The organism is uncultured Friedmanniella sp. (genome assembly GCF_964244285.1).
Lineage (GTDB): Bacteria > Actinomycetota > Actinomycetes > Propionibacteriales > Propionibacteriaceae > Microlunatus.
In genome coordinates this window covers 305729-322854 of the sequence record NZ_CAXTHT010000001.1, presented here as the reverse complement: position 1 = coordinate 322854, position 17126 = coordinate 305729, and the positions used below count along the sequence as shown (strand labels likewise).

The window sequence follows — 17126 nt, the reverse complement described above, 5'->3', positions numbered from 1 at the left end:
CGGCGCCGGCTCACGGCAGGCCGAGAGCGGCGGCGGCCCGAGCGGCGACCTGGTCGGGCGACCCGTCGATGTCCACGACCACCCCGTCCTCGTCCGGCTCCAACGGCTCCAGCGTCTCGAGCTGCGACGACAGCAGGGTCGTCGGCATGAAGTGTCCCGACCGTACGGCCATCCGACCGGCCAGCGTCGCCGGGGTGCCGTCCAGGTGCACGAAGCGGACCCGCGCGTCGGCTCTGCGCAGGACGTCGCGGTAGCACCGCCGCAGCGCCGAGCAGGTCAGGACCACGTCGCCGTCCACAGCGTTGATCCAGCTCCGCAACGAGGCCAGCCAGGGAGCCCGGTCGGCGTCGGTGAGCGGTGTCCCGGCGGCCATCCTCGCCACGTTGGCGGCGCTGTGGAACTCGTCCGCCTCGGCCAGGGTCCAGCCGAGGCTCCCCGCCAGCAGCTCGGCCACGGTGGTCTTCCCCGACCCGGCGACGCCCATCACCACGAGCGCGGTGCGACCGGTCGCCTCACCCGACGCCCCCTCACCCAGCGACCCCTCACCCAGCGACCCCTCACTCAGCGACCCCTCACTCAGCGACCCCTCACTCAGCGACATGGCGCAACGCCTCCTGGGCCCAGGCGTAGGAGATCGCGTGCGACTCGTAGCGGGAGTCCGTGCTGGGCTCGTCGACCTCGATCATGTAGTCGCCGTCGTAGTCGGCGGGCATCGCCGCGACGACGGCGTCGAGGTCGACCACGCCCCGGCCGGGCTCGGCCCAGAGCCGCTTGGAGCCGGAGACCTGGTGGTAGGTCATCCCGGTACGGGCCGCGGGTTCGAGGTAGTCGGGGAAGCAGTCCTTCAGGTGGATGCCGCCGACCCGGTCGGCGTACCGCCGGATCATCGTGGCCGGGTCGATGCCGGCCCACCGCAGGTGGCCGGTGTCCGGGCCGAAGCCGATGAGGTCGGGACCGAGGGTGTCCAGCAGCTCGGTGATCTCGGACTCGGTCTCGAAGACCCCGCCGACGTGGGAGTGGTGCAGCGGGCGCAGTCCCTGGCTAGCGAGGACCTGGCAGATGATGCCGCAGTTCTCGATGGCCAGAGCGAGCCGGTCGGCGTCGAAGTCGGCGCCGACGCCGGGCTCGGCCATCCGCGCCGGCACCGACATCGAGGAGACCATGGTGCGGTCCAGGCCCAGCTCGACCTGGTCGGCGGCGAACCGCCTGGCCCGCTCCATCTCGTCGACGATGTCGATGGTCTCGTCGAAGGGCGAGCTGAAGAGACTGAGCGCCGGGGCCAGCCCGTACCCGCCGATCCAGTCGGCGTACGCGCCGGCGGTCATCCCCTCGGGTACGTCGGCCTTGACGGCAGTGAAGCCGATCTCGGCGAAGTCGCGGAACGCCTGGTCGAACACCGCGGGCGACTTGTCGACCCGGCCGTCCCGGGCCCAGTAGGGGATGGGGTTCGCCGCGACCCGTGGCCGCGGCCGGCTCAGCTCCGAGGACGGCTCAGACATGGTCGATCCCTTCCGCTGTGAGGATGTCGGTGAGCGCCTGCCAGGCCTGCGTGAACAGCTCCGGTCCGGAGAACCCGCCCAGCGCGTGGGTGGTGCTCAGGTGCGGCTCGAGGGAGAAGAAGCCGTCGAAGCCGTCCTCACGGAGGGCCCGCAGCGTGGCCACCATCTCACCGTCGCCCAGCCCGGACGGCACCACCTCGCCGTCCGCCAGCAGCGCGTCCTTGATCTGCATGTACGCCAGGTGCGGCCGCAGCAGGTGGTAACCCTCGCTGTAGGGGCGGACCCCCACCTGGACGAAGTTGGCCGCGTCCCAGGCCAGCCGTAGCCGCGGCGAGCCGACCGACCCGACGATGTCGAGGCAGCGGCGGGGGATGTCGCCGTAGATCTCCTTCTCGTTCTCGTGCAGCAGGGTGACGTCCGCCAGCTCCGCGATGTCGGCCAGCTGCCGCATCCGGGCCAGCACCTCGTCGCGGTGGGAGTCGGGGTCCTCACCTGCCGGGATGAAGAAGGAGAAGATCCGGACGTACGGGGCTCGCAGCAGCCGGGCCACCTCGGCCGCGTGCCGCATCCGGTCCAGATGGAGGGGCATCGGGTCGGTGACCGCGATCTTGCCGATCGGCGAGCCGATGCTGGACACCCGGAGCTCGTAGGCGGCCAGCAGCCGGCGGACCTCAGCGAGCTGGGTGTCGTCGAGGTCCAGGACGTTGGTGCCCCAGGCGCTGCGGAGCTCCAGGTACCGCAGGCCCAGCTGCCTCAGGTGGCGGCACTGCTCCTCGAAGTCGGGCGAGATCTCGTCGGCGAAACCGGAGAGCGTCCACATGGGAACTCCTTCTGCAGGTGGGGGGCGGGGGGCTGGGGGTCGGTCAGAGCTCGCCGCGCCACCGGCGACGGAGGTGGTGCGCGGCGGCCTTGGGCTGCCGGTCGCGGGTGAACGCGCCCTTCTTGTTGCCGCCGACGCGCATGATGCCGGAGGTGGTGGCGAAGTCGGCGAAGTTCCACATCTGCTCGCCCACGACCGCGTCGATGCGGTCGAAGACCCGGTGGTTGGTCTCGAGGTAGGCGATCTGGTACTCCTCCGACCACGGGCTACCGGCCACCACGCTGTGCAGGCCGGGGTAGGTGTCGGCACCGTACTCGGTGATGATGATCGGCTTGCCGTCGCCCGCCCAGGCGGTCAGCTCGGTCTCGGCGCTGATCTCGGCGGCGGCCAGGTCACCGGTGTCGACGTACCAGCCGTAGTAGCGGTTGAGCATCAACACATCGGCGAACTGGGAGACCCGGCACTTCCCGTGGGGGGCCAGCATCACGTTGACGAAGCCGACGGGCCGGGTCGGGTCGGCCGCGCGGGCCACGTCGAACAGCGGCCGGAAGTAGTCCTCGGCGGCCTCGGTGTCGGACTCGGGCTCGTTGGCGATGCTCCACAGCACGACGCTGGGGTGGTTCTTGTCGCGTGCGACCAGCTCCCGGATGGCCTGGGCGTGCACCTCCTGGGTGGCGTCGTTGGCCGTCTCCGGGGAGAAGGTCCGGTAACCCTGGCCGCCGAAGATGCCACCGCCGAGGCCCATGTTCAGGCCGACCGCCGCGGTCTCGTCGATCAGCACGATGCCCTGTCGGTCGGCGTAGTCGATCACCTCTTCGGAGTACGGGTAGTGCGAGGTGCGGAACGAGTTGGCCCCGATCCAGTGCAGCAGCTCGAAGTCGTGCAGCAGGTAGGCGTCGTTGTGCCCCTTGCCGATCACGGGCACGTCCTCGTGCTTGCCGAAGCCGGTGAAGTGGAACGGCTCGCCGTTGATCAGGAAGCGGATGCCGTCGACCTTGACGGTCCGGACGCCGACGCTCTGGTGGTAGCTGTCGACGACCCGCTCGCCTGCGCCCCCGGAACGTTCAACCAGCTGCAGTTCGAGGTCGTAGAGGTAGCCGTCGCCGGGCGCCCAGCGGTGGACGGCTGGGACGGTGAGGCGGCCCTCGGTGCCGTCGGCGCGGGTGACCTCGATCCCGTCGGCGTCGCGGAGGACGACCCGGGTGGTCAGGCCCTCGGCGTCGGCCGCCGCGGTCCGGTAACCGACGACGCCGGTGTCGCCGTCCAGGTCGGTGGTCACGGTGACGTCGGTCAGGTGGGCCGGGCTGGTGGTGTAGAGCCAGACGTGACGGTGCAGTCCGGCGTAGTTGAAGAAGTCGTGCCAGTAGCGCTGACGGGGTCCGGCGGGGGTGTCCTCGACCACGCCCGGCGGGATCGACTGCCAGGTCAGCGTGTTGTCGACCAGCACGGTGATCCGGGCCTGTCGGCCGGGGGTGACGTGCTCGGTGATGTCGGCCTCGAAGGGGGTGTAACCACCCTCGTGGAACAGCACTTCGACGTCGTCGACCCAGACGGTCGCCCGGTGGGTGGCGGACTCAAGATGCAGGACGACGCGGGAGCCCTCCCAGCCGCGCGGCACCCACACGGTGCGCTGGTACCAGACGTCGCCGATGTGGTCCCGGACGGCCGCGTCGGCGGCGATGTCGTTGTAGCTCGCCGGCACCGCCATCTCGCGGGCGTCGGCCAGTGGCCCGGACTGCCAGCCGGCCGAGCGGCCCTCGCGGGCCGGATCGAGGGCGAACTGCCACAGCCCGCTGAGGCTCTTGCGTTCGCGGGTGCAGGTGTCCTGGGGTCGAAGCACGACGTCTCTCCTGGGCGATCGAGGGTGGGTTCCCCGGGCCGGATCGGGGGGGTGATCTGGGGGTGGTCCCATTCAGTCAGCCGGCCGCGGAGGGCTGCCAGTTGTTGCCAGTTGTTGCTACGGTGACGGCCGGAGGGGGTCCAGTGTCGGACGACTCGTACGCATCAGGGCAGGGCGGATCAGGTCGGGTCACCATCTACGACGTGGCCCGTGCGGCCGGGGTCGCCGCCTCGACCGTGTCCCGGGCGCTCTCCCAGCCCGGCCGGGTCAGCTACGAGACGGCCGAGCGCGTCCGCGCCGCTGCCGCCTCGACGGGCTACCGGTCGGCCACCATCCGGCGTCAGCCGCCTCCAACTCGGACGTCGCTGCTTGCCATGGTGGTGGCGGATATCGGCAATCCGGTGTTCATCGGCATGATCCGGGGTGCCGAACGCACGGCCGCCCACGCCGGCTACACGCTGATGATCATCGAGACCCAGGAGTCCGAGCAAGCCGAGCGCGACGCCCTGACGCGGGTGCTGCCGGCGGCGGACGGCACCATCCTGACGTCGTCGCGGATGACGGACGGCGCGATTCGGGACGTGGCCAAGCAGAAGCCGCTGGTCGTGCTGAACCGGACGGTCAGCCAGGTGCCCTCGGTGACCAGCGACAACGTGCGCGCGGTCAAAAGGGCCAGCGAGCACCTGGCCGCGGCGGGAATCGAGTCCATCAGCTACCTGGCCGGGCCGGAGGCGTCCTGGGCGGACGGGATGCGCTGGCGCGGCCTACGCGAGGCGTCCCTCGAGCTGGACCTGCGGGTGCACCGGCTCGGCCCGCACCTGCCCACCTTGCAGGGCGGGGCGGCTGCCGCGCAGGCCTGGCTCCGCCGGCCGACGCCGGGGGTCATCGCCTACAACGACCTGGTGGCGATCGGGTTTCTCCGCGCCGTCGTCACCGCAGGCTGCCGGGTGCCCGAGGACGTGAGCGTGATCGGCTTCGACAACATCGTCGACTCCGAGCTGGTCACCCCCTCGCTCACCACCATCGCCGCGCCCCTGGTGAGCCTGGGCTCCGCCGCGGTCAACCACCTGCTCAAGCGCGCCTGGCGCGGCGGCATCCAGGACCTCGAGCCGATGCAGCTGCCGGCCCGCCTGGTCGTCCGCGGCTCGACCCGCCACGGCTGAGCCCGACCCGGCAACTAACGGCAACCAGTTGTCGCCTCCAGAGGGTGCTGCCGAGGATGGGGCCATGACCTCACCTGCCCTGGATCTGCACCCGGACCGCCTGCTGCCGTCGGAGCCAGGGCTGCGGCAGGTCGCCCGCGACCTGTACGACTCGGTCGCTCGTCTGCCGATCGTCTCCCCGCACGGACACGTGCCGGCCGCCTGGCTGGCCGAGAACCGCCCGTTCGCCGACCCCACGTCGTTGCTGGTCACCCCCGACCACTACGTCACCCGGCTGCTGCACGCCCAGGGGGTGCCGCTGTCGGCGCTCGGCGTCGGCCAGGGTGAACTGACGGAGGCGCAGTCCCGAGCCGCGTTCCGTCTGGTCTGCGAGCACTGGAGCGGCTACCGGGGCACGCCCGTCCGGTTCTGGCTGGACGCGCAGCTGGGCGACATCTTCGGCGTCAAGGTCCGGCCGAGCGCGGGGACCGCCGACGAGATCTATGACCAGGTGGCCGACCGCCTCGCGTCCGAGGCGTACCGCCCGCGGGCGCTCTACCGGCAGTTCGACATCGAGGTGCTGGCCACCACCGACGACCCCTGCGACGACCTGGCCGCACACCGATCCCTGGCCGCAGACCCCTCCTGGAGCGGTCGGGTGACCCCCACCTTCCGGCCTGACCGCTACCTGGAGCCGGCCTCGCCCACCTGGGTCGCCGATGTCGACCGGCTCGGTCAAGCCGCCGGTGTCGGCACCGGGTCCTACGACGGCTTCCTCGCCGCCCTCGAGGCCCGGCGTCGCCACTTCCTCGAGCACGGGGCCGTCTCGACCGACCACAGCCACGTCGATGCGCGAACCGATCCGCTCGAGCACGCCGAGGCGTCCCGCATCTTCGACCTGGCCCGCGCCGGTCGGGCCACGGCCACCGAGGCCATCGCCCTGCGGCGCCACCTGGTCTTCGAGATGGGACGGATGTCGTGTGAGGACGGATTGGTGATGACCATCCACCCGGGTGTCCGGCGCAACCACCACGGCCCCACGGCGGAGACCTACGGCGCTGACGTCGGCACCGACATCCCGCTCGCGGTCGAGCTCACCGACGCCCTGCGCCCCCTGCTGAACGCCTTCGGCACCCACCCGAACTTCCAGCTGGTGATCTTCACCCTGGACGAGACCGTCTTCTCCCGCGAGGTCGCGCCGCTCGCCGGCTTCTACCCGTCCGTGTACGCCGGGGCGCCGTGGTGGTTCCTCGACGCCCCGGCGGCCATCGGGCGCTACCGCTCGGCGGTGACCGAGACAGCCGGCTTCACCAAGACGTCGGGCTTCATCGACGACACCCGCGCCTTCTGCTCCATCCCCGCCCGGCACGACATGTCGCGACGGCTGGATGCGGGGCACCTCGCCCGGCTGGTCGCCGAGCACCAGCTCGACGAGGACGAGGCGTTCGAGACGATCACCGACCTGGTGGCCGTCGCCCCCCGACGGGCGTTCCGGCTGTGAGCCGGCTCTCGCGGGCCACCCAGCCGCAGCTGCCGCCTGCGGCGCCGGTGCGCATCGTCCACCTCGGACTGGGCAACTTCTGCCGCGCCCACCAGGCCTGGTACACCGCGCACGCCGGCGACGCGGACCGGTGGGGGATCGCCGGCTTCACGGGCCGTCGGCCCGACACCGCCGACGCCCTCCGGCCCCAGGACGGGCTCTACACGCTGGTCACCCGCAGCGCGACCGGTGACAGCCTGGAGGTCGTGCCCTCCCTGGTGGGGGTGCACGCCGCCGACGAGCACGGGGCCTACCTCGGCTACCTGGCCCGGCCCGAGGTCGCCCTGGTCACCGTCACGGTCACCGAGGCCGGCTACCTGCTCGGCCCCGACGGCCGGCTGGACACCGACCGCGACGTCGTCGTCGCCGACCTGGCCGCCCTGAGCGCCGACGTCGAGTCGCCCGTGGCGTCCCTGCCGGCCAAGTTGGTCGCCGGCCTCGCGGCCCGCCGCGCCGCCGGCTCGGGCGCCATCACCGTCCTGTCCTGCGACAACCTGCCCGAGAACGGGCCGGTCACCCACTCCGTGGTCACCGACCTGGCCGTCCTGCTCGACCCGACGCTGCGGGACTGGATCGAGCAGTACGTCGACTTCGCCACCTCGATGGTGGACCGGATCACCCCCGCCGCGACCGACGACGACCGCGCCCTGGTCGAGCGCGAGACCGGGTACGAGGACGCGTCCCCGGTGACCACCGAGCCGTTCAGCGAGTGGGTCGTCTCCGGCACCTTCCCGGCGGGCCGCCCCCGCTGGGAGGACGCCGGCGTCCAGCTCGTCGACAACGTGACCCCCTACGAGCAGCGCAAGCTCTGGCTGCTCAACGGCGCCCACTCGATGCTCGCCTACGCCGGCAGCATCCGCGGTCACGAGACCATCGACGAGGCCATCGCCGACCCGGACTGCCGCTCGTGGGTCGAGGCGTTCTGGACCGAGGCCACCCGGCACCTCTCCTTCCCGGCCGGGCAGGTCACGGCCTACCGCGAGGCGCTGCTGGAGCGCTTCGCGAACCCCAGGACGCGCGACCAGCTGGCCCGGATCGCCGCGGACGGGTCGAGCAAGCTCCCCGTCCGGACCCTGCCGACCCTGCGCGCCGAACGGGCCGCGGGCCGGATGCCGCTGGGCTGCGCCACCACGGTCGCCGCCTGGGTGCTGCACCTGCGCGGCCGCGGAGCCCCTGTCCGCGATCCCGGTGCCGCCCCCGTCCTCGAGGCCGCGAACGTTCCGGACCTGCCGGCGGCCGTCGCGGCCGTGCTCGACAGCTGGGCTCCGGGTCTCGGCGCCGACGAGGACCTGGTCGCCACTGTGCTCGACCGAGCCGGGGTCGTCCTCGGAGACGAGCAGTCATGAGCCCCGCCCCGCCGTCCCCTCACCGTCAGGCCGGGCCCGTCCGGCTCGGCATCATCGGTCTCGGCGCGCAGGGTTCGATGTACGCGAAGCTGATCGCCGACGGGGTGGTCGCGAACATGTCCCTGGGGGCCTTCGCCGAGACTGACCCGGCCGCCCTGGCGAGGGCGTCGGAGCGCTTCCCGGGCGTGCCCGGCTACGCCGACCACCTGGTGATGCTGGACAGCGGGGACGTGGACGCCGTCGTCACCTGCGTCCCGCACTACCTGCACCCGCAGCTGGGCATCGACGCGCTGCAGCGCGGGGTGCACGCCCTGGTCGAGAAGCCCGCCGGCGTCTACACCCGTCAGGTCCGCGAGCTGAACGCGTACGCCGCGACGAGGCCCGAGCTGACGTTCGCGATCATGTTCAACCAGCGGCTGAACCCGCTCTACCAGCGGATCAAGCAGGTGGTGGACGACGGCGAGATCGGCGCGATCCGGCACACCAGCTGGATCATCACCACCTGGTGGCGGCCGCAGGGCTACTACGACCAGAGCGCGTGGCGGGCCACCTGGGGTGGCGAGGGCGGTGGCGTCCTGGTCAACCAGGCGCCGCACCAGCTGGACCTGTGGCAGTGGATCTGCGGGGTGCCGCAGTCGGTCTACGCCAAGGTCGCCTACGGCTTCCGCCGAGACATCGCCGTCGAGGACGAGGTGAGCGTGCTGGTCGACTACGGGGACGGCGCCACCGGCGTCTTCGTCACCGCCACCCACGACCTGGTGGGCACCGACCGGTTCGAGATCCTCGGCGACCGAGGCAAGATCGTGGTCGAGGGCAGCGCCACCGCCACCATCACCCGGCTGCACGAGCCGGAACAGGACCTCAGCGCCAGTCTCGACGCGGCGAGCGCGTCCAGCATCTTCACCGGTGGTTTCGACCCCGCCGAGCACTACAGCACCGAGGTCGTCGACCTGACCTCGGCGTGGGGGGCGCAGCACGCAGGCGTCCTGGCGAACTTCGCCGCGAACATCCTCGACGGCACGCCGCTGGTCGCCCCCGGCTCGGACGGCATCCTCGGTGTCCGGCTGGCCAACGCCATCCACCTGTCCAGCTTCCTCGGCCGCGAGGTCCCGCTCGAGCACGACGAGGACCTCTACCTGGCGGAGCTGAACCGGCGGATCGCCGCCGAGGGCCTCTTCCCCGAACGGACCTCGTGACCACCGCGGCGCTCGTCGGCTGCGGCGACGTCTCCGTCGTCCACGCCGAAGCCCTGGCGGCCCTGCCCGACGTCGAGCTGGTCGCCGTCTGCGATACCGACCCCGGCCGGCGCGAGGCGGCGGCCGAGGCCTACGGCGTCCCGGGTTTCGCCGACCACCGGGCGCTGCTGGACCGAGGGCGACCCGACGTCGTCCACCTCGCCACCCCGCACCACACCCACGCTTCGCTCGCCGTCGACGCCCTGCGCGCGGGCGTGCACGTCGTGCTGGAGAAGCCCGTCGCCGCCACCCTCGCCGAGGCGGACCGGCTGATCGCCGAGGCCCAGCGGTCCCCGGCCAAGATCGCCGTCTGCTTCCAGAACCGCTACAACACTGCCGTCGCGGCGATGCACCGCCTGCTGACCTCGGGCGAGCTGGGTCCGGTGCTCGGGGCAGCCGCGACCGTGATGTGGCACCGGCCCCCGGACTACTACCGCCGTCGGCCCTGGCGGGCCACCTGGGCCGGCTCCGGCGGCGGCCTGCTGATGAACCAGGCCATCCACACCGTCGACCTGCTGCCGTGGCTGCTCGGCGAGGTCACCGCGGTCAGCGGCCACGCCGCCACCCGGGCGCTGGGTGGCGTGATCGAGGTCGAGGACACCGCCGAGCTGGCGCTGACCCACCGTGGCGGGGCGCGCAGCCTGCTCTACGCAACCCTCGCCCACGCGGTGGACGCCCCGGTCGGCGTCGAGGTGGTCACCGAGCGGGCCACCTTGAGCCTGAGCGGCGACCTGACCGTCCGCCACGCCGACGGTCGGGTGGAGACGGTCGTCGAGCGGCGTGGGACCTCGGGTGGCCGGTCGTACTGGGGGCTGTCCCACCAGCTGCTGATCGCTGACTTCTACGCCCGCCTCGGCGATACCGAGCCGTTCTGGATCGGTCCGCGCGAGGCCAAGACGTCGTTGGCCATCGTCAAAGAGGTGTACCGGCAGTCCTTTCCCGGGGCCGACGAGCTGATCCGCTAGACCTCTCTCGGGGCCCGCCTGGCAACTACTGGCAACGCTTGGACCGGCCGGGGCGGGAGGCAATTCAATGAGGTCAGCGAATTTCCGCCGGCCCGTACCAGGGCCCTCAACGAGGAGTGTTCACCCCACATGTCGCACACCGCCACGCTCGACAAGTCGTTGCTCAGATCCCTGGATCGGCTGCCTTTCCGGACCATTGCTGGTTACGGGGCCGGCGACTTCGCCTTCAACCTGGCCTTCAGCCTCAGCACCGCATTCCTGCTCTACTACTACACCGACGTGGCCGGCATCTCCGCCGCAGCCGTGGGCACGATGTTCCTCGTCGTCCGGCTCTGGGACGCGTTCGCGGACCTGCTCGCCGGCCGGCTGGTCGACCGCACGATGACCCGCTGGGGCAAGTTCCGCCCGTTCCTGATGTTCGGGGCGGTCCCGCTGCTGTTCATGAGCTTCCTGGTCTTCCACGTGCCCACCAGCCTGGGTGGCGGCGAAAAGCTCCTCTACGCCTACGGCACCTACGCGGTGCTCGGCCTGGTGTACTCCCTGGTCAACATCCCCTACGGCTCGCTCGCCTCCGCGGTGACCCAGTCCGTGCACGAGCGGGCCAAGCTGGTCGCGGCCCGGGCCTTCGGCTCGGCCGTGGGCGGCGTCATCCTGACCTTCGTCATCGGGGCCCAGATCAACGGGCTCAAGGCGCAGAAGAAGACCATCGCCTCCCCGGCGGACCTGGTCGCCTACCAGGCCGCCGTGCAGGGCGTCTTCACCAAGATCACCCTCACGTTCATCGTGGTCGGCACGATCGCCTTCCTCTTCACCGCATGGGCCTGCCGGGAGCGGGTCATCCGTACCCAGCCCAGGATCACCATCGCCGAGACCGTCGCCACCCTGCGGTCGAACAAGCCGCTGGCCTACCTGTGCGGTTCCAGCTTCTTCTACCTGATCGGCGTCTTCGCCGTCGGCGGTACCACCGCTTTCTACGCCCAGTACGTCCTCGGCAACATCGGCTTGGTCGGCATCATCACGTTGGTGAATGTCGGCATCTCGCTCCTGATCACTCCGTTGATCCCCACGATCATCGACCGTTTCGGCAAGAAGAACGTCTTCCAGTACTGCGGTCTTTTCACCGTCGTGGGTGGAGTCGGCCTTTTCCTCGCTCCGGCGAACATGTTCTGGCTCGTTCTGCTCACCCTGGCCGTCAAGGGGATCGGCGCCAGCCTGATCAACACCGTGATGTTCGGCCTGGAGGCCGACACCGTCGAGTACGGCGAGTGGCGGACGGGCCAGCGCAGCGAGGGTGCCACCTACGCGATCTTCTCCTTCACCCGCAAGGTGACCCAGTCCCTCGGTGGCGCCGCCGGTGCGTGGGCCCTCGCCGTGGGCGGCTACGTCGCCGCCGGCCAGGCCAACCCCAACCCGGTCCAGCCCGACAGCGCCATCTTCGCGATCAAGGCCACCATCGGGCTGCTGCCGGCTGCCGCGGCCCTGGTCGCCATGTTGATCTTCACCCGGTACCCGCTGAACGACACCAGGTTCAAGCAGATCCGCGACGAGACCGAGGCCCGCAAGCTGGCGGCGATCACCGCTCAGGACGAGGACCCCGAGTCCTTCATCACCCCCGACCGCGCGGTCTGACGCGGAGCTGACGATGAGCCGACCTGACCTGACCGCAGCACCCTACGAGCTGGACGCCGAGGCGATCGCCTGGGTGCGGGACACCATCGAGACGATGGATCTCGACTCCCGGATCGGCCAGCTCTTCATCAACCTCAACAACCGCTTCGACGACACGTTCGTGAACCACATCGTCGACCGCTACCACCCGGGTGGGATGCGCTACAACCACACCGACTCAGCCTCGGTCCAGGCCCACATCCGGCAGGCCCAGCAGCGGTCGACGGTGCCGCTGCTGGTGGCCTCGAACATCGAGGCCGGGGGCAGCGGGGCCTGCACGGACGGGACGCTGGTGGCCACGCCGCTGCAGACCGCGTCGACGCCGGACACCGACGCGGCGTACGAGATGGGCCTGGTCGGTGGCCGGGAGTCGCGGGCGCTCGGCTGCAACTGGGCCTTCACGCCGATCGTCGACATCCACCACAACTGGCGCAACACCGTGGTCGCGACCCGCGCCTTCGGCAACGACCACGAGACGGTGATCACCTACGCCGACGCGTTCAGCCGGGGCGTGCGGGACGGTGCGGGCGACCGTCCGGTCGCGCTGTGCATGAAGCACTTCCCCGGCGACGGCCGCGACGAACGCGACCAGCACGTCGTCACCTCCTACAACGACTGCACGGTGAGCGAGTGGGACTCCTCCTACCGCAAGATCTGGGAGTGGGGGATCGACGCCGGAATCGAGTCGATCATGGTCGGCCACATCATGCTGCCGGCCTACTCGCGCCATCTCCGACCGGGCATCCCCGACGCTGACATCCTGCCGGCGACGCTCGCCCCCGAGCTGCTGACCGACCTGCTGCGTGACGACCTGGGCTTCAACGGGGTGATCCTGACCGACGCCTCCCTGATGGTCGGCCTCACCTCGGCCCTGCCCCGCGAGCGTCAGATGGTGCAGGCGATCACGGCCGGCTGCGACATGATCCTGTTCTTCCGCAACCACGACGAGGACTTCGGCTACGTCCGGGACGCCGTACTTTCCGGTGAGATCACCGCCGAGCGTCTCGACGACGCCCTGACCCGGATCCTCGGACTCAAGGCCCGGCTCGGGCTGCACCGCCGGACGCCGGAGGACCTCGTACCCCCGGCGAGCGAGCTGGCGGTGGTCGGCTCCGACGAGCACCACCGGATCGCCACCCGGATCGCCGAGCGCACCATCGCGTTGCTGAAGGACACCGCCGCAACCCTGCCCCTGGACCCTCGCCGGCACCGCCGGCTCCGGCTCTACTGCCTGGAGAGCGCGCCCGACTTCACCGGGGTCGTGCCCGAGTTCAAGCGGGTGGCCATCGAGGAGCTCAGCGCCGCCGGGTTCGAGGTCAGCGTCTACCGCACCCTGCAGGAACGGGCCGCCGACGGAGACCCGCTGGACTTCCAGTCCTTCATCGCGGCCGAGACCGAGGGGTACACCGAGCGCTTCGACGCCGCGCTCATCCTGGCCAACATCTCCGACTTCGCCCAGCAGGGAGCGCTGCGGATCAGGTGGTCGATGCCGATGGCACCAGAGATGCCGTGGTACGCCGCCGAGGTGCCGACGGTCTTCGTCTCGCTCAACCTGCCCAACCACCTGATCGACGTCCCGATGGTCAAGACGGCCATCAACGCCCACAACCCGACGCCGGACACTATCCGGGTCCTGGTGGACCTCCTGGTCGGGCGTCTCCCGTTCACCGGCACCCACAACGAGAACGTCTGGTGCGACTCCTGGGACACCCGCCGGTGACCGGGAGTGGGAGGGTGGCGAGATGACGAACGCAGCCCAGGGGACGAGCAGCTACGGCACCGATCCGGGGACGCCCGAGCGCGCCCTCCGCGTCGGCGGGATCGGGGAGCACCTGGCGCCGGAGCAGGTGCGCGCCTTCGTGGGAAAAGCCCTGGCTCGCGCCGACGTCGACGGCCGCCGGGTCTGCCTGGTGGTCCCCGACGGCACCCGGACGTGCCCGCTGCCACTGCTGCTCGCCGCCGCCCGCGACGAGCTGGCCGGCCGGGCCGCCGAGGTCACGGTGGTCATCGCCCTGGGCACCCACCAGGGGATGGGGGAGGAGCAGCTGGCCCGACACCTGGGCTACCAGCCCGGGCGGGCGGAGCAGACGTTCCCCGGCTGGCGGATCCTCAACCACGAGTCCTGGCTGTCGGAGACCTTCACCACCCTGGGCACGATCGGGGCCGAGCGGCTGAGCGAGCTGACCGGCGGCCTGCTGAGCGACGAGTCGGTCGAGGTCAGGATCAACCGGCACGTCGCCGAGGCGGACGTGGCCATCGTCGTCGGCCCGGTCTTCCCGCACGAGGTGGTGGGCTTCTCCGGCGGCAACAAGTACTTCTTCCCGGGGGTGTCGGGGCAGGAGCTGATCGACCTGTCGCACTGGGTGGGCGCCCTGATCACCAGCGCGGAGATGATCGGCACCCGCGGGATCACCCCGGTCCGGGCGCTGGTCAACGAGGCGGCCAGCATGATCCCGGCCGAGCGGCTGGCGCTCTGCCTGGTGGTCGCCTCCGGGACGGATACTCTGCACGCTGCGGCGTTCGGTACGCCGGAGGACGCGTGGGCGGCCTGCGCCGAGATCTCGGCCGAGACCCACATCAGCTACCGCGACCGGCCCGTCCGGCGGGTGCTGTCGGTCATGCCGAGGAAGTACGAGGACATCTGGACCGCGGCCAAGGGCTTCTACAAGCTGGAGCCGATCGTCGCCGACGGTGGCGAGGTGATCATCTACGCCCCGCACATCACCCAGGTCTCGGTGATGCACCCGCACATCGCGGAGATCGGCTACCACAACCGGGACTACTTCCTCGGCCAGTGGGACCGCTTCCGCGACCTGCCCTGGGGCGATCTCGCCCACTCCACCCACCTGCGCGGCCAGGGCACCTGGAGCGAGACCGAGGGAGAGCGCAACCGGGTGACGGTGACCCTGGCCACCGGGATCCCGGAGGAGGTCGTGCGCGCCGTCAACCTGAACTACCTGGACCCGGCCTCGGTGGACGTCGCCGCCTACGAGGCCGACCCCGACACCTTCGTCGAGCCCCACGCCGGCGAGGTCCTCTACCGCCTCCGCAGCTGAGCAACCGAGGCCCTTCGACCGGATCGGGTCGACCTGGGCCGCGACTGACCGGCACACGTCTACCCAGTCGTCCGCGAGTCCCGGTCAGCTCCCGGAAAGCTACGGGCCAGGGGGCAGCCGGGAGGCGGCGGCGTCGTCGATCAGCCAAACGGTGCGGTCCGTCCCGTGGGCGAGGGCGCCCGGCACCGGGTCGGCCTCGCCGCCCGTCAGGGCCTTGGCTGCACCCTCGGCCTTGTCCTCGCCGCTGACCAGGAACCAGACCTCGGACGAGCGGTTGATCACCGACAGGGTCAGGCTGATCCGGTCCGGCGGCGGCTTGGGGGAGTGGCGGACGGCGATCACCTCACCGGACGCCTTCGAGGACGGGTGGTCCGGAAACAGCGAGGCCACGTGCCCGTCCGGACCGAGCCCGAGCAGGCAGATGTCGAACGTCGTCGACCCCAGCTCGGCCGCGTAGTCGGCGGCCGCCCGATCGAGATCGACCCCGCCGTCGCTGGCCGGCATCTGGTGCACCAGCTCCGCCGGCAGGCCCAGCGGCTCCCGGAGAACCTCGAGCGTCGACTTGTCGTTGCGGTCCTCGTCGTCGGCGGGAACGAATCGCTCGTCACCCCACCACAGCCCGACCCGCGTCCAGTCCACGTCGGAGTGCGGTCCGTCGTCCGCCAGCCGGGCGTAGGCCCGGCTGGCGATCCGACCTCCGGTCAGGCAGAGCTGCACGGTGCCGCCGTCGGCCTGCAGCTCGGTCAGCCGCGCCAGCAGCCGGACCGCCAGGGCCTCGGCCACCTCGGTGGCGTCGGCGTACTGGAGGATCTCGGGCGGGCTGGCGTCGCTGACCGTCATCTCCGTCAGGTCCTACTGCGAGTCGTGGGTGACGTCCGGGTCGGCGGACTCGCCCGGAGACTTGCCCTTCTTCGCGTCGTCGAGCGCGGTCTGCACCGTCTCGACCAGCTCGCCCCACGACTTGTCGAACTTCTCCACGCCCTCACGCTCGAGCACGTCGACCACGTCGTCGAAGTCGATCCCGACCGCAGCCAGGTTGTCGAGGACCTGCTGCGCGTCGGCCTCGGTGCCGCTGACCCTGTCGCCCTGGACCTCGCCGTGGTCGGCGAAGGCCTGCATCGTCTTCTCGGGCATGGTGTTGACCGTGTTGGCCACCACCAGCTCCGACACGTAGAGCGTGTCCGGCAGATTCGGGTCCTTGACGCCCGTGGACGCCCACAGCGGCCGCTGCCGGTTGGCGCCCTTGGCCTCCAGGGCGGCGAACCGCTCGGAGCTGAACTCCTCCTCGTACAGCGCGTAGGCCAGCCGTGCGTTGGCCAGCGCTGCCTGGCTCTTGAGCGCCAGCGCCTCGTCGGTGCCGACGGCGTCGAGACGCTTGTCGACCTCGCTGTCCACGCGGGAGACGAAGAACGACGCGACCGAGTGGATCGTGCTCAGGTCGTGGCCGTTCGCCGCGGCCTGCTCGAGCCCGCTCAGGTAGGCGTCGATGACCCCGCGGTAGCGCTCGAGGGCGAAGATCAGCGTGACGTTGACGCTGATCCCCTCGGCGATGGTCGACGTGATCGCCGGCAGTCCCGGCTTGGTGGCCGGGATCTTGATCAGCACGTTGGGCCGGTCGACGATCTTGAACAGGTCGGCCGCCTCGGCTGAGGTGCCGTCGGTGTCCATGGCGAGCCCGGGCTCGACCTCGATCGAGACCCGGCCGTCGTAGCCGTTGCTCGAGGTGTAGACGTCGGAGAACAGGTCGCAGGCGTTGCGGACGTCGTCGGTGGTGATGGCCTTGATGGCGTCGCCGACGTTGGAGTCGACGGCGGCCAGCTCACGCACCTGGTCGTCGTACTGCTCGCCCTTGGCCAGGGCCGAGGCGAAGATCGTCGGGTTGGTCGTGACGCCGACGACCGACGAGCCGTCGATCAGCTGCTGGAGGTTGCCGGTCTTGATCCGCTCGCGGGACAGGTCGTCCAGCCAGATCGAGACGCCGGCTTCGGAGAGTTCTTTCAGGTGGTCACTCATGG

14 protein-coding genes are annotated in these 17126 nt (G+C 70.9%); 8 read left to right on the top strand and 6 right to left on the bottom strand.

The window, feature by feature from the left end:
• Positions 1 to 10: 10 nt before the first annotated feature.
• Genes ACFE7W_RS01480 through uidA form a run of 4 tightly spaced genes read right to left on the bottom strand, consistent with a single transcriptional unit; the run spans position 11 to position 4159 of the window.
• Positions 11 to 601 carry a gluconokinase gene (locus tag ACFE7W_RS01480; protein WP_375422996.1) on the bottom strand — a complete coding sequence of 197 codons (591 nt, stop codon included), beginning with the start codon at positions 599 to 601 and terminating at the stop codon, positions 11 to 13.
• Complete coding sequence (locus ACFE7W_RS01475; protein ID WP_375422995.1) at positions 588 to 1499, bottom strand: sugar phosphate isomerase/epimerase family protein; 912 nt, start codon at positions 1497 to 1499, stop codon at positions 588 to 590. The genes ACFE7W_RS01480 and ACFE7W_RS01475 overlap by 14 nt, the downstream gene beginning before the upstream one ends.
• Entirely contained in the window at positions 1492 to 2319 is an 828-nt protein-coding gene (locus ACFE7W_RS01470) for a sugar phosphate isomerase/epimerase family protein (protein WP_375422994.1), read from the bottom strand. Before ACFE7W_RS01470 ends, ACFE7W_RS01475 begins: the two co-directional genes overlap by 8 nt.
• A 43-nt stretch (positions 2320 to 2362) precedes the next feature.
• Complete coding sequence (gene uidA, locus ACFE7W_RS01465; protein ID WP_375422993.1) at positions 2363 to 4159, bottom strand: beta-glucuronidase; 1797 nt, start codon at positions 4157 to 4159, stop codon at positions 2363 to 2365.
• 143 nt (positions 4160 to 4302) lie between these two features.
• Between uidA and ACFE7W_RS01460 the strand changes: the two genes are divergently transcribed.
• From ACFE7W_RS01460 to ACFE7W_RS01425, 8 genes are all read left to right on the top strand, one after another.
• On the top strand, positions 4303 to 5322 hold the full coding sequence (locus ACFE7W_RS01460; RefSeq protein WP_375422992.1) for a LacI family DNA-binding transcriptional regulator: 1020 nt from the start codon (positions 4303 to 4305) through the stop codon (positions 5320 to 5322).
• Between the two features lie 64 nt (positions 5323 to 5386).
• Entirely contained in the window at positions 5387 to 6802 is a 1416-nt protein-coding gene (gene uxaC, locus ACFE7W_RS01455) for a glucuronate isomerase (protein ID WP_375422991.1), read from the top strand.
• Entirely contained in the window at positions 6799 to 8187 is a 1389-nt protein-coding gene (locus ACFE7W_RS01450; RefSeq protein WP_375422990.1) for a mannitol dehydrogenase family protein, read from the top strand. The genes uxaC and ACFE7W_RS01450 overlap by 4 nt, the downstream gene beginning before the upstream one ends.
• Positions 8184 to 9383, top strand: a complete 1200-nt coding sequence (locus tag ACFE7W_RS01445; protein ID WP_375422989.1) for a Gfo/Idh/MocA family protein — start codon at positions 8184 to 8186, stop codon at positions 9381 to 9383. The genes ACFE7W_RS01450 and ACFE7W_RS01445 overlap by 4 nt, the downstream gene beginning before the upstream one ends.
• The gene (locus ACFE7W_RS01440; RefSeq protein WP_375422988.1) at positions 9380 to 10387 is read left to right on the top strand and encodes a Gfo/Idh/MocA family protein; all 1008 of its coding nucleotides are present in this window, start codon (positions 9380 to 9382) and stop codon (positions 10385 to 10387) included. Before ACFE7W_RS01445 ends, ACFE7W_RS01440 begins: the two co-directional genes overlap by 4 nt.
• Before the next feature lie 129 nt (positions 10388 to 10516).
• Positions 10517 to 12016, top strand: a complete 1500-nt coding sequence (locus tag ACFE7W_RS01435) for a glycoside-pentoside-hexuronide (GPH):cation symporter (protein WP_375422987.1) — start codon at positions 10517 to 10519, stop codon at positions 12014 to 12016.
• A gap of 13 nt (positions 12017 to 12029) precedes the next feature.
• Entirely contained in the window at positions 12030 to 13775 is a 1746-nt protein-coding gene (locus ACFE7W_RS01430; protein ID WP_375422986.1) for a glycoside hydrolase family 3 protein, read from the top strand.
• A 22-nt stretch (positions 13776 to 13797) separates the two neighbouring features.
• Complete coding sequence (locus ACFE7W_RS01425; RefSeq protein ID WP_375422985.1) at positions 13798 to 15111, top strand: lactate racemase domain-containing protein; 1314 nt, start codon at positions 13798 to 13800, stop codon at positions 15109 to 15111.
• A gap of 99 nt (positions 15112 to 15210) precedes the next feature.
• On the opposite strand, the gene pgl is transcribed toward ACFE7W_RS01425, so the two are convergent.
• Positions 15211 to 15951, bottom strand: a complete 741-nt coding sequence (pgl, locus tag ACFE7W_RS01420) for a 6-phosphogluconolactonase (protein ID WP_375422984.1) — start codon at positions 15949 to 15951, stop codon at positions 15211 to 15213.
• Positions 15952 to 15963: 12 nt separating this feature from the next.
• Positions 15964 to 17124, bottom strand: coding sequence for a transaldolase (gene tal / locus ACFE7W_RS01415; RefSeq protein ID WP_375422983.1), 1161 nt, complete (start codon positions 17122 to 17124; stop codon positions 15964 to 15966).
• Positions 17125 to 17126: the final 2 nt, after the last annotated feature.

Coding starts and splice junctions, on each gene's coding strand:
- ACFE7W_RS01430 (WP_375422986.1), top strand. CDS start 12,030: ATGAGCCGACCTGACCTGACCGCAGCACCCTACGAGCTGGACGCCGAG.
- pgl (WP_375422984.1), bottom strand. CDS start 15,951: ATGACGGTCAGCGACGCCAGCCCGCCCGAGATCCTCCAGTACGCCGAC.
- ACFE7W_RS01425 (WP_375422985.1), top strand. CDS start 13,798: ATGACGAACGCAGCCCAGGGGACGAGCAGCTACGGCACCGATCCGGGG.
- ACFE7W_RS01470 (WP_375422994.1), bottom strand. CDS start 2,319: ATGTGGACGCTCTCCGGTTTCGCCGACGAGATCTCGCCCGACTTCGAG.
- uxaC (WP_375422991.1), top strand. CDS start 5,387: ATGACCTCACCTGCCCTGGATCTGCACCCGGACCGCCTGCTGCCGTCG.
- ACFE7W_RS01475 (WP_375422995.1), bottom strand. CDS start 1,499: ATGTCTGAGCCGTCCTCGGAGCTGAGCCGGCCGCGGCCACGGGTCGCG.
- tal (WP_375422983.1), bottom strand. CDS start 17,124: ATGAGTGACCACCTGAAAGAACTCTCCGAAGCCGGCGTCTCGATCTGG.
- ACFE7W_RS01435 (WP_375422987.1), top strand. CDS start 10,517: ATGTCGCACACCGCCACGCTCGACAAGTCGTTGCTCAGATCCCTGGAT.
- ACFE7W_RS01480 (WP_375422996.1), bottom strand. CDS start 601: ATGTCGCTGAGTGAGGGGTCGCTGAGTGAGGGGTCGCTGAGTGAGGGG.
- ACFE7W_RS01445 (WP_375422989.1), top strand. CDS start 8,184: ATGAGCCCCGCCCCGCCGTCCCCTCACCGTCAGGCCGGGCCCGTCCGG.